Below are 24,016 nucleotides of genomic sequence, written 5' to 3'. Positions count from 1 at the left end.
AGGCTGCCAATGGCAGTCTATTTCTCATCATACGGACGGCATAACGATGAATCAAAACGAAGGAGAAGAGGCGGATCAATGAGAGAAGCTTTGCTTAGCAAGCTGCGCGCCATTCGAACGGAGGAACGGATCGGCACCTTGAACAAAGCATCGGACGGCCCGGTTCTCGCAGAATGGATGCAATCCGGAGTGAAATTTGCGGCATCATCCGATAAATTTGAAGGCGTGTATTACAAGGCGCTGCGTAAGCTGCTGGATAGTGTTGTACCGACAGGTGGAGACAAGCCCATTTTGCATGAAGGGGGCATTTATCTAGGGTGCTGGTTGGAGAGCACGGGGACGATTAACGCTGAATTATTATCGCGTTTTATACCGTCAGTGTCCCAATCTACCTATGAATTGTTTGCCGATTATCAGCGTGAGGATGGTTTAATGCCTTATAAGCTGACCGAGGCAGGGCCTTCTTACAGGCAAATTCAATTGGTGACGCCTCTCGCTAGAAGCGTATGGAATCACTATCAGATGAATGGCCGGGATAAGTCGTTTTTGAGGAAAATGTATAAGGCTATGCAACGTTATGACGAGTGGCTGCTTACCTATCGCAATACGCGCGGAACGAATGGGGTAGAAGCCTTTTGCACGTTTGATACGGGGCACGACTTGTCACCGCGCTTTTGGCACGTGCCGGATACGCCGCATGGGAACGACGCGAGAATTTGCAATCCGGATTCGCCGATTCTGCCTTTCGTTGCGCCTGACTTAACGGCCAATGTATATTGTCAACGCCTCTATCTGGCGAGAATTGCGGAAGAATTGGCGGAGAGCGGCGCTCCATGGCGGGAAAAGGCTGAGCAGAGCTTGGACAGCTTGTTCCAGTATTGTTTCGATGAGACGGATCAATTCTTCTATGATCTCGATAAGAATGATGAGCATGTTTGCGTACAATCGGATGTCCTGCTGCGCGTGCTTGCTTGCGAAGTGGGGGATCGAGCGTTCTTTGATCAAGCTCTGCGCAAGTATTTGTTGAATACGCGGAAGTTCTTCGCCAAGTATCCTTTTACGTCGATCGCAATGGATGATCCGAGGTTTGACCCTTTTTCCAGTTATAACAGCTGGGCAGGGGCTTCTAATTTCCTTAGCCTGATCCGTGCACCGCATGCTTTTGAGCATCATGGGCGGTTTGTCGAACTAACCTATGTCTTCTATCCGTTAATGGCTGTATTTCATAAAATGACACGATTTTCCCAAGCGGTGAGTCCATGGACAGGCGAGGAAGGCTTTACAGAGGCTTACTCCCCGGCAATTTTGTGTATGCTGGATTATGTAGAAAGGCTGAGCGGAATCATGCCTAGACCGGAAGACGAGCTCTGGTTTACAGGACTGCTGCCATATGCTGTTGATCACGGGGAAGAGATTGCGAATGGAACAGCATACAGCCGTATCGTGGATGGAGTCACATATGAGCTGGTTAATACGTTGGAAGAATCCGTGGTTTATCGCAACGATCGGAAAATTCTTCAATTTCCTAACGGCTTAAGAGCCGTGACTAACCGTCAAGGTAATCTGAAGTCGATCATCGGCATGAGTGTTCGAACAGTAGAAGGAATTGTCTCCTATGAAGGGTGCGAATTGCGTGTATCAGTAAAAGGGAATGAGATCATCGATATCGCGGACGGTCTTGAGATGGAAGTGCGTGCCGCTGATCTGGGTATTATCGCGCCAACTTATCGGTAGACGGAAGGGAAAGAAATCCCGGGCACAAACAAGTGCTCGGGATTATTTTTCGTTGATCATTCATCTGCGACTCCCCAAATCTTCTTACATAGTTCTTAAAAACACCGCATATCAAACTTAAAGTTGCATCATTCATGAGACTTTCAGACCATGATACTATTTACGTATAGGAAGAGGAGATAAGGAGGAGGCCATACAATGGACAAAAGTTTAGCTATACAGACCAATGACATAAGAGTAAAGCAGAAGAGAAAATCTGCTTCTTTTATGGACGAAATCAGAAAAAATTCTTTGTTGTATTTGATGATGCTTCCCGGGATCGCAGTCATATTTATATTCGCATATCTCCCGATGGGCGGTATCGTCATCGCTTTTCAAGACTTTAATCCTGCAAAAGGGATTACCGGCAGCGAGTTTGTCGGGTTGAAAAACTTCCGGTTTTTCATCGAATCCAAAGATACGCTTCATGTCATTTTTAACACGTTATTACTGAACGTATTATTTATCGGTTTCGGCACAATTGTATCCGTTGCCATTGCGATCATGTTTTCCGAAATTAACGGAAAAGGCTTCAAGAAGTTGAATCAAACGCTTGTGACGCTGCCGAATTTTCTTTCTTGGACGGTTGTCGCCTTGTTCGTAGTACCGCTTCTTTCCACCGAGAGCGGGATGGTCAACAAATTGCTAGGTACGCTCGGCATCGAGCCCATTCCTTTTTTCAGTGAACCTGAATATTGGCCTTTCATTCTAGTGATGCTGAAGATTTGGCATGGTGCGGGCTTCGGCTCCATTATTTATCTGGCAACGATCGCCGGCATCAATCCTGACATCTACGAATCGGCCTCGATCGACGGTGCAAGCCGTTGGGACAAGATTCGGTTCATTACTCTTCCTCTTCTGAAAACGACAGTGATCCTTTTACTTTTGCTGGCTTTGGGCGGCATATTCTATGGAGACTTCGGAATGATCTATGCGATTGTAGGACGGAATGTCAGTCTTTACCCTACAACCGATGTTATTGACACGTATGTATTTAGAGCGCTGTTTGATTTAGGGGATATAAGTATGGCCGCTGCGGTAGGGTTCTTTCAATCGGTGGTTGGATTTATTTTGGTTGTAACCGTCAATCAGATTACCCGCAAGTTAAGCCCGGATTCAGCTCTCTTTTAAAAATACTTATAAATTGATGTATAAGGCAGGTGCAACCCATGGTCATTAGAGAAAGTTTTGGAGACCGACTATTAAAGATCATCATCTATATATGTTTAACTTTGTTTTCCATTTATTGTCTCGTGCCCTTCATATCGGTCATCAGCGGCTCTTTTTCTTCGGAATCTGCGATTCTTCGGGATGGGTACTCCATATTGCCAAACGAATTTACGCTGGAAGCCTACAAGCTCATTTTCCAAGATGCAACCATTTATAAAGCTTATGGCGTTACAGTTTTCGTAACTGTAGTAGGCACAGTGCTTGCCATGCTAGTCACCTGTGCGCTGGCTTATCCGCTATCCCTTAAAACAGTCAAATATCGCAACGCCGTCAATTTTTACGTATATTTCACCTTGCTGTTTCATGGAGGATTAGTTTCGACTTACATCTTGATCTCCAAATACTTGGATATGCAAAATTCGATCTGGGTCCTCATCATACCCGCGTTGGTCAGTCCTTTTAATATGTTTTTAATGCGAAACTTTTTCAAATCGATTGACGAATCGCTGGCTGAATCCGCCAAAATGGACGGGGCGAACGATGTATATATCTTATTCCGGATTATCCTGCCCATAGCGCTGCCGGCCATTGCGACTGTTGGTTTATTTTATGCTTTGGCTTTCTGGAACAAATGGTTTGAGGCACTGCTCTTCATATCTGACGTAGATTTGTTTCCACTGCAATACTTGATCATCCGGATCCAGAGCAATGCTGAATTCGCCAATCAACTCGCGGCCCAAATCAGTTTGCCGAACTATGTCACACCGACCTATACAACCAGACTGGCTACGACAGTCGTAACCATCGGGCCTATTGTACTGCTGTATCCGTTCCTTCAAAAATATTTTGTCAAAGGCCTTTTGGTTGGAGCCGTTAAGGGTTAAGGAAATCCATTTTTGCTTGACTAAACCTGTCCGAGTGGATAGTTTAGTATACATTGCAGCACATATAAAGGGAGGATAACAAATGAAAAAAAAGTTAAGAGTGATGACTTTGTTAGCCGTCACGACCTCATTGGCCGTTTCGATGGCAGCCTGCTCCAGCAAAGATAAGACCGCTGGATCGAGTGCAGCTCCAGGTACGACAGAGCCTGCTGCGTCAACTGCTGCAAAGAAATTGGATCCGGTTACATTGAAAGTCATGTTATTTGGCAATAAACCTGCCGACATGGACAAAATTCTTGCCGAGTTTGAGAAGCGCACGAAAGATACCCTTAACATCAAGCTCGACATCGAATTTAACCCGGCAGCAGATCATAAGCAAAAAACAAAATTGAAGCTTGCCGCAGGCGAATCCATTGACCTGATGTTCGATGCGCCATGGATGAACCTGAATACGCATTCTACCCAAGGTCTATATCAAGAACTGGATAAATACTTCAACAACGATCAATACCCGGCACTAAAAAAAGCGTTTGCACCTGAATTCCTGGAGGCAAATAAAATTAACGGGCATATTTATGGCATTCCGCTTACGAATGCGTTTGATGATATCCCGGTTGTCTATATTCGTAAAGACCTTAGAGAGAAGTTCGGTATGAAGCCGATTCAATCGTATGAGGATCTTCAAGTGTATTTGGACAAAGTAAAAGAGAAGGAACCGAATATGATTCCGTTTGCCGGCAAAAACGACCGTGGTTTCTTCGATATGTTCGGGCTGGAAGAAAAGCAAACAACCACTCGTTTGGCTCCTAACCGGTTTCTTTCTTCCACGATTCAAGGCACGGGCGCTTATTTCAACATCGCTCTTTCCCAGGATGGTAAAAAGGTGCTAGGCGCAACGACGCTTGGAGATCCGGCAGCCGATTTCGCACAATTCCCGGCTCCATTCAATAATCCGGATCATATCTACGCTTCTTTTGACAAGCGGGTAGAGTGGAACAAGTATTTGCAAAAAGACGTGCTGAATGAAAAAGATCCTGGCGTTCTATTCCAGTCGGGTAAAGCTGCGGCTGGCGAAGGAACGATCAATGGCTTTGCCGAGGGAAATACGAAACTGAAAAAAGCGGTTCCGAACGCCGAACAGGAATTCTTCGTTTATAACTCCAAAAAACGCAACATGGAGAAGGGAGGCATCGGTACGGAGTATAAAGCATGGAACGATCTTGTGATTCCAACGACTTCCAAGAATGCCGACCGGACGATGAAATTCCTGGAATGGTTGTTCGGCACCCAAGAAAACCATGACTTGTTCGAGCTGGGCATCGAAGGCACGCACTGGACCAAATCCGGCGACAAGATGTATAAACAGACTGCGAACACAACGAATTATATATTCCCGGTCTACGAGTTGACTTGGAACCCGGCGATGTCCCGAATCAACGCCGAAAACTCGCCGGAAGCATTGAAGTATATTGAATATCAATCGAAAAGCGATTCCTATTATAAGCTTCCGCTTGCCGGCTTTACGTTCAATTCGGAACCGGTGAAAAATGAAATCGCCAAAATTCAGCCGAAATGGGCGACGCTTGAACCTATTTTGTTAAGTGGTTTGGATAAAAATTGGAAACCGTCTGCCGAGAAAATGAATAAAGAGCTTCGTGACCTCGGATTGGAAAAGGTTCGCGCAGAATTGATCAAGCAAGCTCAGGAATTCTTGGATAAACAAGCAAAATAAGTAAGTTGTTCAAACAGGCTGGCGCTGTGTATCTCCGCGAATTAAGGTGATAAACAGCGCTGCTTTGCCATTTCATCGAGCTGGGAGGCAGGTGAGACCGCTTCCAAAGCTCGACATTTTCAGCTAAAATGAAAGTAATTATGACGGATACTTGGGAGAGAAGCGATGCAGAAATGGCTGAATTTCAGACACAGCATATTTTTCAAGTTTTCTATGGCCTTTCTCGTGATGGGACTGATCCCATTATTGGTTCTCAGTATGCTCTCCCTTAACCAGTTTACAGGTCAAATCGAGCGGCATACCACCAACAATATCAAGCAGATTCTGCTTTTTATGAGCAAGAATATCAACGATATTTTCACCGGATATGATGAAATCTCAAAAATGATGTACTACAACAGCGATCCTTCTATGATCTTCATGGACTCGGAGCCTGGGTCGCAGCAGCCCATGCAAGGGATCGGGATCAATCAGAGTGCAATGGACGACTTTTTGAAAAACGTGTTGTTCAGCGACCCGCATATCCAGAATGTGCTATTCGTCCGTTCTTCCGACAATTCGGTGTCTCAACAAAACAGGGGAAACAAACCGATGTCGCCGCTTGAGACATTTCCATTAATCGGTTGGGATTATCCGCTGCGCACCAATCCCAAAAAAATGACGGTATTCCCCTATCATTTGGAAAATTATTACACCTCGCAAGACCGTGTCATGACATTTGCAAGAAACTGGATCGATACGTCACAGGGAGCCCGGAGCCAGGTGCAATCGCTCGGTACGCTATATTTTGATATCGATGTCGACGTGTTTGACACTTTATTGGAAAAAGCTAAGCTCGGAAGCCACGATGAAATCTATGTCATCAATGAGAACGACAGCATTCTGTATTCCAACCGGCGGGACCGGATGGGTGAGCGCTTTGATGAAATTTTAGTAAAGGGACGCGGAGATATGATCGTATATTCCGAGCCGATTCCCTTTATCAATGGAAAAGTAGTAGGACTGATCTCCAGAGATGAGCTTTATGCGCCTATCAGCAGGACACAAACGAGTGTTCTGGTAGCAGTGGTTTTCAGCACTGCCGTTCTTATTATCATGGGCATCTGGTTTTCAAGAATGTTTACTAACCCGATCGTGCAAATGATGCGTCACATGGTAAAGGTCGAGTCGGGAAACCTGAATACCGTGATCCATGTCAGACATAAAGATGAAATGGGAAGGCTGGCTCACGGCTTTAACCGGATGGTTGAAAGATTGAAGATCTTTATCAATGACGCCTATGTCAACGAAATCAAACGAAAACAGGCGGAGCTGAACGCCTTGAAAGGCCAAATCCGCCCGCATTATTTATATAACACGTTGGAAGTCATACGGATGAGTGCCTTTGCCAACGGTGACCGCCAAGTTGCGGATATGATTCATGCCTTATCCGGGCAATTGCAATATGTGATCGATTACGGTGAAGAATGGGTGACGTTACGACGGGAACTGGAGCACTTAAGGAACTACTTTCATTTGATCGAAGTACGCTTTGACAACCGGATTGAGCTTCAGCTCGAACTTAAGGATGAGAAGCTGTTGGATGCACCGATTTTGAAACTGACCTTGCAGCCGCTTGTGGAAAATGCGGTTCATCACGGTATAAGGCCCAAAGGCGGAAAGGGCAAGGTATTCATTGTTTTCGAGGAAATCCAGGAACAGATGCTGGAGATTACCGTTTATGACGATGGTATTGGCATGGATGAAACTGCCCTGCAAGAATTGAATGACCATCTGGCAAAGTCGGAGGGAGCTGCCGGTAAAAGCATCGGAGTGAAGAATGTACATGAAAGAATTAAGGCTGCATGCGGCGAGATGTACGGACTGGATATCGAAAGTAAGCCATATATCGGTACGTCCGTACGGATCCTGCTCCCCCTGAACATGGAGGTTGAACATGAGAAAAATCCGGATGATATTAGCTGATGATGAACCGGTTATTTTACGGGGTTTGAAAATCATTGTGAACTGGGAAGAATTAGGCATTGAGATTGTCGGCGAAGCGTATGACGGCAAACAATTGATCGATTTAATTGAGGCGTACGAACCGGATTTGATTGTAAGCGATATTTGTATGCCAGGCTTCTCAGGCATTGAAGTGCTTAAACAGATCGAGATGACGAAAAAAGCAGCCAAGGTAATTTTTATCAGTGCGTACAAAGAATTTTCTTACGCACAGGACGCTTTGAAATATGGTGCTTTGGACTATTTGGTCAAGCCGGTGAATACTTTGCAGCTGGAACAAGTGGTTACGAAAGCCGTCTCGTTAATCCGGGAGGAATCCGAGGAGGAGCGGAACCGGGAAATGCTTGTCCATTATGAAAAGAAGAAGCGTGACGATACGATAGAAGAGCTGCTGGACCGTTTGACAGACGGCGATGTCGCGGCGGCCCATTCCTTGCAAGAGTCGGGTATTCTGGAACAAACTTCATACGTGACGGTATGTATGGGAGAGTGGAATCACATCCCCGACGATACGGGCCGGTGGCAGGAACGCGAAAGAAAGCTGATCGAATTCGCTATTGCCAATATCATGGTTGAAATTGTAACAGAATCGGGGCAGGGCTTTTTCTTCCGTAAGGGTCGAGTGTACTGTGTATTAGTCCAGCATGACCGATTGGAGACTCCGATTGAACTGGCTAACGAATTACATGATAAAGTCAAAACTTATTTAAAGCTAAACCTGACGATCAACGTCGGGAGTCCCGTCGCTTCCATAAAAGAGGCTGCCCAGTCATATAAAGATGCACTAGAGGCTTCCAAATGGAACTATTTCTCGAACACGAACCGGGTCATTCCGTATCAACCGGCTCATCCCGATCCTGCTGCGCGAATGCGGCTAGCCGAACTCCAGCTCGAGCTGTTCCGCGACATTACCTCACCAACCGGCCGTTCGCCGTCGGAAATTATGAGGGAGCTGCTGGTAACCATGCGGGAGTTTGCCTCCGGCAGCAAGCATGCTGCAGTTTCAGCCGTATATTCAACAATCATCATGCTGCAGCAGGAATTAAAGGGCGTTGGCATTGCCACCCAACTATCTAATGATAAGCTTCCGCCTGTTTTGGAGCAGTTAAGTGTATTTGATTCGTTTGCAGAGCTGGAAGATTTCGTGTTAGAGCTGATCGACGAGATTCACAAGCAGGTCAAAGCGAAAACAGGAAACAAGGAATTGATGCTGCTGTTACAAGTCAAGCAGCATATCGAGGAACATTATGCGGACAATATTACACTCGAGTCCATGGCTGCTTTAGTGTTTATGAACTCCTATTATTTTAGCAGCTTTTTCAAAAAGCATACCGGCGAGAACTTCAAACAGTACTTAACCGAAGTACGAATGAAGCATGCACTGCGGCTGCTCGTGATGACGGATCTGATGGTCTATGAAATTGCGGAGAAAGTGGGTTACAATAACGCACGCCATTTCAGCGAAATGTTTAAAAAGATGTACGGCAAGCTGCCCCAAGAATATAAGCAATCCATGAAAACGTAGCGATATTCCAGGAAGGAGGAACACGGTCATGTCAAAAATAATATCCGGCAATTGCGTGCCTTTCCTCATCGTCGTTGCGGTTGTTCTTGCAGGATGCGTGCCCCCGGAGGATGGAATAGGCGATCAGCATGCTGGTCAATTCACGGAGTCGATTTCCATCACTGTAGCTTTCGCAGGAGGCGATAACGCTCATAAAAAAGGGATTCAGACGATTATCAACGATTTTAAAAAAACGCATCTGAATGTCCAAATCAAGGATATCCATTCACGGGATGAGCCCTATTCGGATTTCTTGGTAACGAAGGACGCTGTAGGTGAATTTCCGGACTTGGTCGAAATGCGCAATACGCAAATGTTTGTGGACGCAGGATTGCTCTCCGAGATGCCCCAAGACATACAATATCTGTTTGGTGACATTCCTAAAGTAAACGGTAAAGTGTATAACGCACCGATTGCGGCAATACCGCCTAATGGCATCATTTATAACAAAAAGCTGTTTCGACAATTGGGCATCGATCATGGACCCCAAACGTATCAGGAATTTATGGACATTTGCCGGAAGATCAAACAATCCGGCATCTCTCCATTATATAGTAGGGGGCAAAGACATTTGGCATATGGGATTTTGGGTCAATAAGTTCCTGCTGGACTATGTATACAGTCAGGATACGGACTGGAATCGCAAACGATCCGCAGGGCAAGTAAGCTGGACCGATGCAGGTCCTGCTGAAGCCATGAAGGAGCTTGCTGCGCTATGGAAGAACGGGTATGTGGAACCCGGGTTCCTCAGTATCGCTGATAATCAGACTGCGTCTTATCTGGTTTCCGGCAAAGCGGCGATGTTATACTCAGGACCTTGGATGTTCAAACAGATCGAGGAAGCGGATCCCAATTTCGAAATCGGTTTTTTCGCCTTGCCGGACCGGAAGGGAACCCGCTATATTTTTGGACTCCCTCAGCCAACCGGTTGGGCCATCTCATCCGATGCGGCGAACGATCCGAATAGACTGAAATTTATCAAACAATTTCTGCATTTTTTCTATAGTTCGGATGAATATCGACGGTATCTGGAAGCCGTCAGCGGCATTCCCGCCACGAAAGAAGCCATACCTTACAAAACGACGGAACCGATGCAAAAAGTACTGGATATAATAAACGATTCAAGATCGGTTAAACTACATTCACTGGAACACTATTGGGGAGAAAACCATATGCCTCCCGCGTTCCGAAACATTTTCTATAAGCTTATAACGGATTACCTTGCCGATAAAATATCTTTGGATGAAATGTTATTAAAAGCAGATCAGGCTTGGGATAATGCTGTTGTTCAACAATAATTCAACTCAGGGAGCAGGCTGCAACATTTGATCCGTTATATTGCCAAGTACAATGAAATAGAGTAATATGGGCCTGTGAGTCAAGCTGTTTGCAAAATGAAATCAGCGGCTCACAGGTCTATTTCATTGGAGGGATATATATGAGAGTGCTGCCCAAATACAAACATAGCTTTTTCACCCGTCTCATCTTATCCTACACCATATTAGCTGTTGTCCTCATCGGGCTCGCGGGAGGTTACCTGTATACCCAGGCGAACCGGATGATGGTCGATGAAATCGCGAGGGACAGCCAGAACCGGCTTTCTACCGTAAAGAATTATGTCGAACAGACACTGCTTAAAAAATACGAGGACAATCTTCAAAACAAAGCCTTGTCCACTATTTTCATACAGAATAGCTCGTATATGAATTATTTATTAGATAATGGCTGGGAAGGCAACCTTAGCCGCATTGCAGCCTTTCGCCAGGATCTCGATATGTTCAAGCAAGCGATTGATGGCGCTTACAAATTGACGGTCTATTTTCAAACAGGAAATTATGTCATTGATAGCGATGCATTTTATACAATGCCCGAAAATTCCACTGATGCTGCATTCATTGGGCAACTGAATCAAACCGTTCTGAATCGCTGGATCACCCGAACTTTATCGGACCCAAACAATAGTATAATTGACGGGAAGCAAGTGATGACTTATGTCGTTCAGCTTCCGTACGGGTCTTCCGGTGTTTTGACTAAAGGGTACTTGTTTGTAGACGTAGATCTGGATTATGTGAAGCAAGCCGCCGCGAAAATCGTGAGCTCTCCGAACGAGAGGCTTTATATCTTCGATAAGAACGGAGAGTTGATCATTCAGTCGGCGGATACCAATCCGGACGAAATCCTTCTTGTTCAGAAAGCAATCGGAGCCGGCGAGACTTTGAGGGAGATTGCAGACAGCAAAAACGGAGCCATCGTTTTATCGCATCTCGAAGGATCGAAGTCGGCGAACGGCTTCACCTACGCGATGATTCGCCCGATGAATTCGTTCGTGCTGGCTTCCAATCAGTTCAAAACTAAGATATTTGTTGGCTGCAGTCTGGTGCTCTTGATCGGGTTCGTCATTTCTTACATGATTTCAAAACGATTTTATATCCCTATGAAAAGGTTAGTACAGCATATAAGGAGTTTTCATCAACCCACTCCAGCACAGACACGAATGAACGAATACGCAATTATTGACAATGCGCTGAATATGATGGGACAAAAAATCGTGACCCTGGAATCCCTGGCGAAAACGAACGAGATGAAAAATCTTGTTTTGGGCGCCAGCCTCGGGCTGGAGCAAATAGACGGCTTGCCTCAGGACTGCCGCTTTCTTGTTGTGTATATTTCACTCGTCCAGGGACAAAGTAAGGAGTTCAAGCTGCGTTATGAGCAGATTGACCATCCTATAAGCTACGAGATTGTGTGCTTGAATGCGAAAGAGGCAGCTATCATCTGCTTCTTTGATCCTTATGTAGAGGTCGATGATGAGGCGATTGCCGAGGATTTGATTCGGGTCAAAGAGGTCATCTATGAGGATATCCGTATCGGAGCTGCTATTGGAACACTGGTTCAATCGCTGGAAGAAATCCCGATCTCCTATCAATTGGCACAGCAAGCCTATCGCTATCGTTTTTTGTATGGCCAGGAAGCGATTGTTCAGCACTCGAAGATTTCCTCGTTTGACTCGACGCCGTATCTGTTTTCGTTCGATCTTTATAAAAATGCGTTGAAGGCCGGGGACGTAAATGGGGCGAATCAGTTTATCGATGATTTCGCCCATATTTTGGCTGAACGGAACATGCAGCTCGAAGCTGTGGAATTGGCGCTGCTTCAAGTCGTTTCCACACTGTATCAGGTTGTGATCGAATTGGATTTGCAGCAGTTTGTACCCCCTTCCAACCTCATGGATGAACTAAAAAAAGATACGCTGTCGGCCACGATGGACTCCATTCGGAGCCTCTCGGGACAAATTGTGTTTCATGTCCGTGAATCGGGCAATCATGCGCATGCCGAAGTCATATTAAAATTGAAGACTTATATCGACGAACATTTGGATGAAGACCTTTCGCTCAATATTCTTTCCGAAGTGGCTTCGCTCGCTCCTGCTTATATTTCAACCCTGTTCGGCGAAGTGATGAGGGAATCGTTTACCGAATATGTAACTCGGGCTCGTTTAGACAAAGCAGCAAATTTGTTGCGTGAAGACACCAGCTTATCCGTTGCAGAAATCGCAACCCTGGTCGGGTACCGTAACCCGCAATATTTTCATAATAAATTTAAAGCCCGCTTCGGCATCACACCGGTTCAATACAGGCAGTCGAAAAAAACAAATGCGAATGCCATATAGCGGGATACTTATCAAGCAGCCTATTGTAGGTTGCTTTTTTTTGTTAGAAAGCCGGTTATTCTTGATTAATTAAAGAAAATACAATCCAATCTGAAAGATTTCTTAGGAAATTGAACGATATTACAATAGAAAAAACGCTTTCATGCATATAAAGTTGAGCTATGGAAACGAGGCCTCAATCTTAACTGTGAAAGGAGCTTGCAAACATGAATCCGGCAAACGCCTCTGAACTAAGCGGTGTCAAAGAAGTCGGCAAAAAAACGGAATCGAGATTGGCGTATAACTGGAGACAATATAAAAAGAACAAGTATTTATTCTTGTTACTCGCTCCTGTGTTAATCTGGTATGCCGTATTTCATTACGGTCCCATGTATGGCATTCAATTGGCTTTTAAAGATTTTTATATTATGAAAGGAATCTGGGAGAGTCCTTGGGTGGGGTTCAAGCATTTTCATTATATGTTTGTCATGTCCCCAGACTTTTGGAAAATCATGAAGAATACGCTTGTGATCAGCTTTTATCACATCGTAATCGGATTTCCCGCTCCGATCATATTGGCTCTGCTGTTTAATGAAATCCGGGTTTCGGCTTTTAAGAAGGTCGCTCAGACGATCTCGTATTTACCTCACTTTTTATCGTGGATCGTTCTCGGGGGCATTTTAATTACGCTGCTCTCCCCGAATACCGGAGTCGTCAACTATCTCATCAAGCTGCTCGGTTTTCAACCGATTTATTTTCTTGGGGACGAAAGCTATTTTAGGTTTACGCTGGTCACATCGGCTATCTGGAAAGAAGTCGGATGGGGCATGATCATCTATTTGGCGGCTTTGGCCGGCGTTGATCAGCAGCTGTATGAAGCGGCCGTCATCGACGGAGCGAACCGCTGGAAGCAAACGCTTCATATTACACTTCCGTCCATTCTTCCGGTTATCACCATCTTGTTAATCCTGCGGGTTGGCCACATTCTGGACGCAGGTTTTGACCAGATCCTCTCTTTGTATTCGCCCGCCACTTACGGTGTAGCCGATATTTTGGACACGTATGTGTACCGTGTGGGGCTGCAAAACGCACAATTCAGCCTAACGACGGCTGTAGGACTGTTCAAGAATGTGGTCGGATTAATTCTGGTGCTGTCTACGAATTATATTGTGAAAAAACTGGGTCAAGAAGGAATTACGTAAGAAATGACCCGAAAGGAATGAACAAGCATGAAGATCAGTTCCGGAGAAAAAGTGTTTCAGGTTTTCTTGATCGGATTTATCACTTTGTTGTGCATCTGCATGATCTATCCCTTTATCCACGTTCTTTCGATTTCCTTCAGTACGTCAACCGAGGCGCTTCGGCAGGGCATGCATTGGTACCCGCGCGAAATATCGCTATACGCTTGGGATCGGGTTTTGGCTGACAAAAATATTTGGCTCGCTTTATGGAACACAGTTTTTCGCACCGTTGTCGGGACGTTTCTGACGATCCTTTTCATGTCGATGGCAGCTTACCCGCTCTCGAAGAAGTATCTTCCGCACCGCAATTTTTACATGATGTTTATCGTCATTACGATGTTTTTTAGCGGCGGGCTCATTCCGACCTATCTGTTGGTCAAATCGCTCGGGTTCATTGATTCGCGGTGGTCGTTGATCATCCCTGCCTTGATCAGCACCTATTCGCTGCTGATTCTCCGCAATTTCTTTATGAGCCTTCCGGAGGAGCTGGAGGACTCGGCAAAAATCGACGGGGCCAGCGAATTGCGAATCTTGTTCACCATCGTGATTCCGCTGTCGAAGCCAGTTCTCGCTACCCTGGCGCTCTGGTCTGCCGTCGGGCATTGGAACGCATGGTTCGATGCGCTAATGTACCTGCAGGACCAAAAGCTGTTCGTGCTGCAGACGTTCTTAAGACGACTTGTAATTACTACCGAGGGAGACCCTCTTCTTCCGATCTCAACAGAGTTTGATACGCAGGAAACCGTCAAAGCAGCAGCTATCATGTTTACCGCGTTGCCGATCCTGATCGTGTATCCGTTCATTCAGAAATATTTTGTCAAAGGAACCTTGGTCGGTTCGGTTAAGGGCTAATAGCGATAAACGGGTTTATACGGTACGCTTTTATAGCATCCCGTCTAACTATATACTTCTAGGAAAAAAAGGGAGGATCAACAAATGAAGAAAAATATGAAGACTCTACTGGGGCTAACGAGTGTAGTTTTGTCGATGTCGCTCATCGCGGTCGGTTGCGGCAAGGAAAGCGGGACTGCTCCGCAGGCGTCCGGGAATACTTCGAAGCCCGCGGCGAATGAAAAACCGATTGAGATTACTTGGGCGAACAACTTCAATGCCCCAGAAGCTGACGACAACTATGTGCAGAAGAAGATCGAAGAAAAATTCAACGTCAAAATCAAGAACGTCAAATTTGAACGTACGACATGGAAAGATAAATTCAACGTTCTGCTTGCCTCCGGGCAAATTCCCGACATTTTCCCGGTTGATGCGAACGAAACCGATATGGCCGCATGGGCGGATCAGGGCATCATTGCGAGCATTTCTCCGGACGAAATCAAGAAGAACATGCCGAATTATGTGAAAGCGCTGGAATCGGTTGACGCAGGCAGCTGGGGCGTCGCCAACTACAAAGGGAAGAACTGGGGGGTTCCGAAAGCATGGCCGAACGGCAATTCAGGCTTCATTCCCGGTTACAACGAGGCTTGGCTGAAGAAGGTCGGCTACAACGAGCCTCCGAAGACGCTCGCGGAGCTGGAGGATGTGCTCACCAAATTCGTCAATAACGATCCGGACGGCAACGGCAAGAAGGATACGTTCGGCATGTCGGGCCGAGGCAAGCTCCCGATCCAAATGTTCACCTCCGTATTCTCGGCCCATGGCGTATCGCCGTATCAGTTCAAGTTAGGCGCCGACGGCAAAGTCGTGTACGGCGGGATCACGGAAGAAACCCGCTCGGCGCTTAAGCTTCTGAACAAGTGGTACAAAGGCGGACTTATCGATCCTGAGTTTATTACGACCGACAACAACCAGCTCAATGAAAAATTCGCCGGCCAAAAGATCGGCATGGTCGACAACATGGGGTGGGGTAACTTCGCTAAGACCTCCGGATTTATTGCGAAGCCCGGATTGGACAAGGGTCAGAACGTTATCGCCGGAAAGCCGGTTATCGGTCCGGCCGGCAAAGTGTACGGCTTCTCGTACGGCGCGCGTCAAGCTCCTGTACTCTTAGGCGCTCAGCTCGAGAAGGATGCAGCGAAACGTACAAAGATTGAGCAAATTTTGGATTACATTGCAACAAATGATGAGTTCTGGATGCTGACGGTGTTCGGTCAAAAGGGCATCAACTATGATCAGGACGGCGACTTTGTCATCGCAAAGACGGCACCGGAGGCCATTGTTCAAAAAGTCGGCGCCGGCAGCTTCTACAATCCGCTCAACGCCGTAGATACTACCAAGACCAAATATACGACAAGCAAAGAATTGCTAGACCTGAGGGCGAAGCTGGATACCGGTTATGAGCCGCTCAGAGACATTTTGGGACCTGCCGTATTGTCCACCAAGACGAAGTATTGGGCAAATCTACAGACGCTCCAGGACGCTTACTTGATTAAAGCCGTTACCGGCGAAGCGGATACGGACAAAGCGTTTGACGATTTCAAGGCGAACTGGTTGAAATCCGGCGGTCAAGAATTGACGGATGAAGTCAATAAGGTATACACAGAGCGGAATAAGAAATAATCTTCAGTAAATCACAAACGCTTCATAGCTGGTCCGGGCAGCTGGAACATGCAAGTTATGTTCCGGTCTTTCCCGGCTTTTCATTTCCAACATGTATAAGTGTTCTTGGAGGCGAAGTTCATTTGAAAGCTGTTCAAAATCGTTTGGTCACTTATCCCGCACCGGCAGAAGCGGTGGGAAATTCCGATTTCACGGTACGAGTCCGATCGCTGCAAGGCGAGTGGCAGGAGCTGTTTTGTTATAACGTGAAGGTCGATATGCATGACGTGCGTAATGCTTCCATGGTTTATTTTGATTGCTCCGGACCTATCCTGGTCGAGGTGGTGAAGAACGAAGGTTCCGTAGAGGTAGTGTTGATTCGCCCCTTATCGTCAGGGCTTGAGTGCGTCTATAGCGGTAACCGGGTGACCTTCATGCTTGATGGCCCGCGCAAATTATCGTTGGAAGTAAATGGAGACAGGTTCCACAACCTGCACATTTTTGCAAACCCGTTAGAAGAGAACGTTCCCGACCCGACTGATCCGAATGTAATTTATTTCGGACCAGGTATGCATGTTTTGGAAGAGCCTCAATTGCGTATTCCCTCCGGTAAAACGATTTATATCGCTGGAGGAGCCGTCGTTGTAGGGGCTTTGGTGTGCGATCATGTGCATGACGTGACGATACGGGGCAGAGGGCTGCTCTATATGTCCGATTTTGAAAAAACTACGTATTACCGCGGTGTAGAAATCACCTTCTCTAAAAACATTACAGTAGAGGGAATCATTACGGTCGACCCACCCCACTATACCATTTTAATCGGACAATCCGAACATATTTCTATCCGCAACATGAAGACGTTCAGTACCCGAGGTTGGTGTGACGGTATCGACATGATGTCTTGTTCTTATATTGAAATCGACGATGTTTTTCTAAGGACTTCCGATGATAGTATCGCCATATACGGACAACGAGGGGACTTCCACGGAGACAGCCGGAACGTGACGGTTCGAAATTCGATCTTTTGGGCGGATGTCGCTCATCCCATGAATATTGGAACCCATGGAGATTCGGAGAACGGTGGTAATGTCATCGAAAACATCGTTTTTGAAAACATCGACATTTTGGAACATCACGAGCCACAACCCGATTATTGGGGGTGTATGGCGATCAATCCCGGGGACAATAATATAGTCCGGAACATCAGGTATGAAAATATCCGGATCGAGCAATTTGAGCTTGGAGAGCTTTTTAACATCCGGGTCGTTCATAATCCGAAATATAATCCGCAGCCGGGAAAACGAGTGGAGAATATATATTTTAAAGATATCGTTTTTAACGGTAATTGCGAAAATCCATCTCGCATCGAGGGATTCGATGAAACCCGGGTTGTGGACGGCGTCACCTTCGAGAATGTTTATGTAAACGGCAGACCGCTGAAACTAGATTCGGAGGATATTCAGATAGGGTCCTTTGTGCATAATGTGAACTTTATTTATGACAAAGATTAATAGTAGCAGGCTATCCCAGGATCTAGCGCACGGGATAGCCTCTTTGTTATGCAATGAATGTTTCATATCGCGCTTCTTTTAGCATGCGACCGGTCAATTTTGAAAGATATCTCATGAAAATAAATAATATTACAATAGATAGAACGCTTTCATTTCGATAGAATCGACTGTGAAAGTGCTGAAAGATTCATATGATTGTTGTTAAAAAGAGGTTAGATGGAGGTGATGAAAGATCGGAATAATTTGTTTTGAGAACTGTCCTTAACTAGGGGGACGCAGCAGTTATCAGCTAAGAGTTTGAGGTATTTGAATTTGAAGGAGGATAAAAATAGTATGCGGATAGGGCTTAATTTTGGTAAGGCGTATAAGCGAATATTGTCTTTAATTATTTCCATTAGTTTGATGGCATCACTCCTGCCTATAGCATCGGGAGTAGCTGCAGCGGAAACACCAGCTCAATCGATCATAACGGATTATCAACCCACAATTCATGAGACCATCGATGCAAGCGGGTTCAAGCATCCCGGCGTCGGACTTACCAAGGATATTCTTGAAAATGTTAGGGCACAAGTACGGGCGCAAAAAGAACCTTGGAATACGTATTTTAATCAAATGCTGTTATCTGATACCGCTAAAAAGACCGTTTCTTCGAGCAGAGCCAGTTCTTCGGACCCAACTAAGCCGAAAAGTGTTGCGGTGAATAGTAAAGGCGATTTTGTGGTAGATGGGTTATTGGCCTATACGCAGGCTATTCTGTATGTTGTAACCGGCGATGAGGTGTACCGCGCCAATGCCATGAGAATCATCCGAATTTGGGAGCAGATGGACCCCAAACAATATACGTATTTCACAGATTCTCACATTCATATGGGTATCCCTCTTAACCGGATGGTGACTGCGGCAGAAATATTGCGGTATTCCAGCACGCAAACCGAGGACCTGAAATGGACGGATAAGGATACTGCAGATTTTACGAATAACCTGATTACTCCGATGATTGAAACATTTTTACATTTTAATGACAAATTCATGAACCAGCATCTTTATCCGCTGCTGGGAGCCATGTCGGGTTATATCTTTACCGGCAACAAAGACAGGTACAATGAGGGAGTCGAGTGGTTTACCGTTAACAAGACGGCTGTAGATCAGGGTCAGAATGGGGCCATTAAACCATTATTCAGATTGGTAGATACCAATATATTGACAGGGGAGAAGGTAGATCCCCCGATCGTTCAGCATGTCGAAATGGGCCGGGATCAAGCCCATGGCGCCGGTGACATAACCAACGCGGAAATATTAGCGCGTTTATTGCTTGCCCAGGGAACCAAAGTGGATCCGGTAGACGGAACTGCTTCGATAGCGCCGAATGCTGTAGGCCCCTACGAATTTCTGGATAACCGCATTTTGAAGGCTGCCGACTTTTTTGGCCGGTTCATGTTGGGTTATGATACGCCATGGATACCTGTAGCGGCGCATACGGATGCGAATGGAAATCCGACCATCATTTATAAACAACTGGCAGAGGGTTATAGAGGAAGAATTGGCGGTAACGTTTATGACCTTTACTATTACTATAAATACACCGCTGGAGTAAACATGGAGGCAGAGGCTCCGTACTTTACCGAAATGTTCAATAAAAGACATTATTTTTGGTGGGAGTCGCCGGACGGAGGAGCGGATTATTGGCTTTTCATTCCTAAAGAAGCAGAAGCCGAGGGTACGCAAACGCTTCCGAAAGCTGTAACCAATTCGAATCTGAAAGAAATTGAAGATCGATACACCAAGTTTGATAGTAATTCTACGACAATGCAAGAGGGAGATACTTCTTTCGTCAGAATGAAGGCAACGGAAGAAGGCAGCAAAATTGCGCTTGTTGCTTCGAGCACCGGCGAAAAGACCATTGGCTTCAAGATTCGTACCAATGGAGTAGCCAAACTGGAAATGAGCTATAGTATCAACGATACGTTGACGCTGCCGGATACGAAGGGGCAGTGGAGGTATGTGACCTATACCATGAATCAATTCCAGGGATTTGGCGACCTTGCTTATTTCACATTAAAAGGTGCCGACACTACGGTCGACATTGATCACATCAATGTAAGTGCAGGCTCACAGTTGACGCCGCCGGTATTTCATACAGGAAATGCAGCATTAACTTTATTTGCCTATGTCGGTTCTGAGGCAGCGGTCAATTTCGATTTCTCGGCAGTAGACGCGAGTGCAACTGACGTCGTTACCTATCAGATCGATAATAAACCTGAGGGCGCTGTTCTGAACGAGAGCACCGGCGCGTTTACCTGGAAGCCGACCCAAGCCGGGACCTACTCCTTTGTAGTGGGGGCGTCGGACGAAACCACGGTTACTGCAAAGGACGTTAAGGTTGTCGTAACGAATGATCGGCAATCCGCAGTAGCCGCTGTAGTTGCTCCATACAATCCAAATAATAGCTACATTTCGTCGACTCTTGTTTATTATAAACTCGTGTATGCAGATGTAATGAAGCAAATTTCAAGCGCTTCCGATGAAGTTTTCAATCAGCTATTGGTCGACTTGAATAGCGCGGTTCAGAGTCTTCAGTTATTGACGCCATTATTAAAAGACGGAAGCATGAATTATCGGGATATGTTTGTCAGTACATCCTTTGGTACTGCAGTCCCCAATCTTTTGGATAACACGAATGATAGTTTTGTATGTCAATGTTGGGCTCTAGACGGGAAAACAACTCATTACATGGATTTTGGGCCTAACTTTAAAGTTTCGGCAAATAACTTCAAGCTTCAGGTAAGAGCCAGCTTTCCGGAAAGGATCGGCGGTGTAGCGATATTCGGATCCAATAACAAAATAAATTGGACCCGGTTAACACCCGGCTTGACGACGGTTACGGAAGACATGCAAAAACTTGAAGTAGAAGACAGTCTCACAAATGAGCAGTTCCGCTTCTTGAAAGTCCAAATGATCGAGCCGCCGACCACAAGCACTCCAATGCTGGAGCTGGCTGAATTCAGAATCTTTGGCGAGCGTCATGAGACGGCAACCCCAATTCCAGGTACGATTGCCGAGGCGCTGGCGGAAGCGGCGAAGCTGCCTGCCGAAGATTATACGAAACAAAGCTATTACCTGTTCCAGAAAGAATTGGAATATGTAAAGAACGCCGTCGGCAATCCTGACTATACCGAGCAAGAGCTGATTAACGAACTTTACGATGCCCGTAATTTGTTGGTACCGTACACATCATCGCTCTATTCGTTCGAAGGAAACGCAAAGAATACGTTCGGGTTTTCTTCGTCCACCGACGGAACCGTCTTTGGAACCGCAGCTTACGCAGCAGGAAAGGTCGGGCAAACGATCAGCTTAAACGGTACGGATAGCTATGTAATGCTGCCTGCGACGCAGCCTATGTCTGCTTACGACGAGATCACCCTCGCAACTTGGGTGTATTGGAAGGGAAGCAGCCAGTGGCAGCGGATCTTCGACTTCGGCAACAACACCAGTCAATACATGTTCCTTACGCCGAGATCGGGCACTAATAAGCTGCTTTTCACGATCAAGAACGGCGCCAGCGAACAATCTGTAGAAACTGCGCAGTTGCCGGCCAATCAGTGGGTACATGTGGCTGTGACACTCGGTAACGGCACGGCGAAGCTGTATGTTGGCGGTGCACTGAAGGCGACCCAAAGCGGTGTCACTCTGAAACCGAGCGATTTCCAGCCCGGCTCGAATTACATTGGAAAGAGCCAATTTCCCGATCCGCTGTTTAACGGCATGATCGATGAATTCCGCGTATATAATCGCGTCTTAAGCGATGCCGAGATTGGGGCCGTGTATAACCAGACAGGGCATGGGGCTGACAAGAGCTTGCTTACGTTCTTGCTGGATCAAGCTGCTGCAGCAGGCAATGCCGGCATTTATACGGCTGACAGCCTGCAAGCTTTGCAGCAGACAATACCTTCGGCACAGGCTGTCGCCTCAGATTCCGGCGCAAGCCAGGCTCAAGTCGACGCCGCAGCCGATAGCTTACGGGCGGCGTACGAAGGTCTTGTTTATCTGCCGGGCGTTCCGGCGATCGCACCTATCATGGACAAAACCGTTATAGCAGGTAATCAGCTCGCCTTCAAGCTTCATCAGTTGAATTCCGTTGCCGGCACCGTTTTCAGTGTCAGCGGACTGCCGCAAGGAGCGGTTTTCGATGCGGAAAAGCGAACCGTCGTATGGACACCGGATAAAACACAGGGAGGCGTCTATACCGTAACCTTAACCGCTGAAGCGAACGGAGGGGCAACTTCCCGTACCGTCAAGCTCACCGTCAAAGGTCAACCAGTCATCGCCCCGGGTGAAACCGTAGAGCTTACGTCAAGACAACCGTTTACGTATCAAGTGAAAGCAACGGATAGGGCGGGGGCGAAGCTGACTTACAGCGCAGCCAAGCTGCCTTCGGGCGCGGTGCTCGATCCGGTCGCGGGCGTCTTCACATGGACGCCGTCTCATGCGAATTACGGAAACAACTTTGTCACCTTTATAGTGAGCAACGGCTTGTATAAGGTCAGCCAAACGGTTGAATTTAAGGTCGATCTAGGCATGTTGAAGCCAGACGGCTATACCAAGGGCAGCTACTACCTGTATCAGAAGGAATTCGAGCGGATCCAAGCTGCGATCGCTTTGCCTGGGGCCGATAAAGCGGCGCTTGTCGCGCACCTCGCTCAAGCCGAAGCGGCGCTTGTATCAACAATCACACTACCTGCGCAGAAAGTTGCCGTAACATCTTCGATGGTCACTGCTTCCACTGTTGCCTGGCCTAACGCCAGCGCTGGGTCGGCTGCAGTGAACGGATGGCGGGCGTTTGACGGCAAAACGGACACCTATACCGATACAACGGCCAACCCAAGCTGGATTCTCGCCGATTTGGGTGAAGGCAATGCCAAAAACATCGGTAGCGTCAGGTTCTATCCGAGAAGCAATTTTGTGCCCCGTGTCAACGGCTCCATCATTCAAGGTTCGGGCGATGGAACGAGCTGGACCGATCTTTATACGATTAGCGGCATCAGTACGCTCTCATGGAATTCAGGCGTTATCACGAATCCGACAGCCTTCCGATATCTGCGCTACTATTCTCCGAGCGGGAACTCGAACGTCGCCGAGCTCGAGTTCTACGAGAAGCCGATCGACCGAACCCTGATCGATGTCTTGAATTCGGAAGCCAAAGCGTTAGATGGCGCGAAATACGCGGCGGAGCAATGGCAAGCTCTACAGAGTGCACTCGGCAAAATGAGTGCTATTCCGGCTGACGCATCTCAGGAGACCATTGATACGGCTACCGCGGATGTGATTGCCGCGCTGAAGGCGCTCAACGAGATTCCGGTTTTCTCGCCGATCCAGCCTGTGACTGTGGAAGCCGGCACCAGCGTTACGTTCGCCGTATATGCGACGGATGCTGACGGAGATGCGCTGACCTATAGTGTGAATTTATTGCCGGAGGGATCTTCCTTCGATACTCAAACCGGTCAATTTGGTTGGATGCCTAAAGTGCCCGGCAGCTACGGCGTGACATTCAACGTTTACGATGCAAGAGGTGCGGCGGCATCCATGACGGTGGACATCCAAGTGGTCGATACGGTCTCGCCGCTGCTCGATGTCGTGCTCGATAAGACGGTGCTTTGGTCGCCGAATCATAAGCTCGATACGGTTACAGCTCAGGTGTACGGCAGCGATAGCGGATCCGGCATCGAGTCGATCGTCCTGACATCGATTTTGAGCAATGAACCGGATCAAGGCACGAGCAACGAAGATCTGCCTAGCGATATTCAAAATACCGAGTACGGTACCTTTGATCAAACGTTCAGTCTGCGGGCGGAACGCTCGGAGCTAGGCTCCGGACGCATCTATACAATCACGTATACGGCGACAGACAAAGTCGGCAACAAAACCGTTAAGTCTGTAACCGTCACCGTACCTCATGATCAGTCAGGCAAGAAGTAAACGAACTCAAAACCGTCGAGTT

The 24,016-nt window shown here is 46.8% G+C and carries 14 protein-coding genes; all 14 read left to right on the top strand.

Translation table 11 applies throughout. From position 1 onward, the window contains the following. Positions 1-78 precede the first annotated feature (78 nt). The 14 genes from ICC18_RS22765 to ICC18_RS22700 all read left to right on the top strand — a co-directional run bounded on the left by ICC18_RS22765 (position 79) and on the right by ICC18_RS22700 (position 23,994). Entirely contained in the window at positions 79-1,734 is a 1,656-nt protein-coding gene (locus ICC18_RS22765) for an MGH1-like glycoside hydrolase domain-containing protein (RefSeq protein WP_188176751.1), read from the top strand. A 198-nt stretch (positions 1,735-1,932) separates the two neighbouring features. Continuing rightward, positions 1,933-2,904 carry an ABC transporter permease gene (locus tag ICC18_RS22760; protein ID WP_188176750.1) on the top strand — a complete coding sequence of 324 codons (972 nt, stop codon included), beginning with the start codon at positions 1,933-1,935 and terminating at the stop codon, positions 2,902-2,904. Between the two features lie 194 nt (positions 2,905-3,098). Continuing rightward, positions 3,099-3,827 (top strand): carbohydrate ABC transporter permease, encoded by a 729-nt coding sequence (locus ICC18_RS22755; RefSeq protein ID WP_262495891.1) that lies wholly within the window; start codon positions 3,099-3,101, stop codon positions 3,825-3,827. A gap of 82 nt (positions 3,828-3,909) precedes the next feature. Continuing rightward, entirely contained in the window at positions 3,910-5,559 is a 1,650-nt protein-coding gene (locus ICC18_RS22750) for a DUF3502 domain-containing protein (protein WP_188176748.1), read from the top strand. 165 nt (positions 5,560-5,724) lie between these two features. Then, positions 5,725-7,524, top strand: coding sequence for a cache domain-containing sensor histidine kinase (locus ICC18_RS22745; protein WP_223192790.1), 1,800 nt, complete (start codon positions 5,725-5,727; stop codon positions 7,522-7,524). Then, positions 7,496-9,088 (top strand): response regulator, encoded by a 1,593-nt coding sequence (locus ICC18_RS22740; protein ID WP_188176747.1) that lies wholly within the window; start codon positions 7,496-7,498, stop codon positions 9,086-9,088. Before ICC18_RS22745 ends, ICC18_RS22740 begins: the two co-directional genes overlap by 29 nt. Before the next feature lie 28 nt (positions 9,089-9,116). Beyond that, positions 9,117-9,725, top strand: a complete 609-nt coding sequence (locus tag ICC18_RS34395; RefSeq protein ID WP_188176746.1) for an ABC transporter substrate-binding protein — start codon at positions 9,117-9,119, stop codon at positions 9,723-9,725. Then, entirely contained in the window at positions 9,706-10,425 is a 720-nt protein-coding gene (locus ICC18_RS34390) for an ABC transporter substrate-binding protein (RefSeq protein WP_188176745.1), read from the top strand. The genes ICC18_RS34395 and ICC18_RS34390 overlap by 20 nt, the downstream gene beginning before the upstream one ends. 140 nt (positions 10,426-10,565) lie before the next feature. Continuing rightward, entirely contained in the window at positions 10,566-12,797 is a 2,232-nt protein-coding gene (locus ICC18_RS22725; protein WP_188176744.1) for a helix-turn-helix domain-containing protein, read from the top strand. A 206-nt stretch (positions 12,798-13,003) separates the two neighbouring features. Continuing rightward, entirely contained in the window at positions 13,004-13,978 is a 975-nt protein-coding gene (locus ICC18_RS22720; protein WP_188176743.1) for an ABC transporter permease, read from the top strand. Positions 13,979-14,005: 27 nt separating this feature from the next. Continuing rightward, positions 14,006-14,869: a carbohydrate ABC transporter permease gene (locus ICC18_RS22715; RefSeq protein ID WP_188176742.1), complete on the top strand. Its 864-nt coding sequence runs from the start codon at positions 14,006-14,008 to the stop codon at positions 14,867-14,869. An 84-nt stretch (positions 14,870-14,953) separates the two neighbouring features. Further along, on the top strand, positions 14,954-16,531 hold the full coding sequence (locus ICC18_RS22710; protein ID WP_188176741.1) for an extracellular solute-binding protein: 1,578 nt from the start codon (positions 14,954-14,956) through the stop codon (positions 16,529-16,531). Between the two features lie 122 nt (positions 16,532-16,653). Next, complete coding sequence (locus ICC18_RS22705; protein WP_223192789.1) at positions 16,654-18,021, top strand: glycosyl hydrolase family 28 protein; 1,368 nt, start codon at positions 16,654-16,656, stop codon at positions 18,019-18,021. A gap of 333 nt (positions 18,022-18,354) precedes the next feature. Beyond that, positions 18,355-23,994, top strand: coding sequence for a putative Ig domain-containing protein (locus tag ICC18_RS22700; protein WP_188176740.1), 5,640 nt, complete (start codon positions 18,355-18,357; stop codon positions 23,992-23,994). The last annotated feature ends 22 nt before the right edge of the window (positions 23,995-24,016 follow it).

Origin of the sequence: Paenibacillus sedimenti, from assembly GCF_014534655.1 — a bacterium.
Lineage (GTDB): Bacteria > Bacillota > Bacilli > Paenibacillales > NBRC-103111 > Paenibacillus_E > Paenibacillus_E sedimenti.
Note: the sequence above shows the minus strand (reverse complement) of the source record. Positions and strands in the feature narration are given on the sequence as shown.

Excerpts from the sequence above, each read along its gene's own strand:
- ICC18_RS22700 (WP_188176740.1), top strand. The coding sequence starts at position 18,355 with ATGCGGATAGGGCTTAATTTTGGTAAGGCGTATAAGCGAATATTGTCT.
- ICC18_RS22725 (WP_188176744.1), top strand. The coding sequence starts at position 10,566 with ATGAGAGTGCTGCCCAAATACAAACATAGCTTTTTCACCCGTCTCATC.
- ICC18_RS22715 (WP_188176742.1), top strand. The coding sequence starts at position 14,006 with ATGAAGATCAGTTCCGGAGAAAAAGTGTTTCAGGTTTTCTTGATCGGA.
- ICC18_RS22720 (WP_188176743.1), top strand. The coding sequence starts at position 13,004 with ATGAATCCGGCAAACGCCTCTGAACTAAGCGGTGTCAAAGAAGTCGGC.
- ICC18_RS22710 (WP_188176741.1), top strand. The coding sequence starts at position 14,954 with ATGAAGAAAAATATGAAGACTCTACTGGGGCTAACGAGTGTAGTTTTG.
- ICC18_RS22765 (WP_188176751.1), top strand. The coding sequence starts at position 79 with ATGAGAGAAGCTTTGCTTAGCAAGCTGCGCGCCATTCGAACGGAGGAA.
- ICC18_RS34395 (WP_188176746.1), top strand. The coding sequence starts at position 9,117 with ATGTCAAAAATAATATCCGGCAATTGCGTGCCTTTCCTCATCGTCGTT.
- ICC18_RS22760 (WP_188176750.1), top strand. The coding sequence starts at position 1,933 with ATGGACAAAAGTTTAGCTATACAGACCAATGACATAAGAGTAAAGCAG.
- ICC18_RS22750 (WP_188176748.1), top strand. The coding sequence starts at position 3,910 with ATGAAAAAAAAGTTAAGAGTGATGACTTTGTTAGCCGTCACGACCTCA.
- ICC18_RS22740 (WP_188176747.1), top strand. The coding sequence starts at position 7,496 with ATGAGAAAAATCCGGATGATATTAGCTGATGATGAACCGGTTATTTTA.
- ICC18_RS34390 (WP_188176745.1), top strand. The coding sequence starts at position 9,706 with ATGGGATTTTGGGTCAATAAGTTCCTGCTGGACTATGTATACAGTCAG.
- ICC18_RS22745 (WP_223192790.1), top strand. The coding sequence starts at position 5,725 with ATGCAGAAATGGCTGAATTTCAGACACAGCATATTTTTCAAGTTTTCT.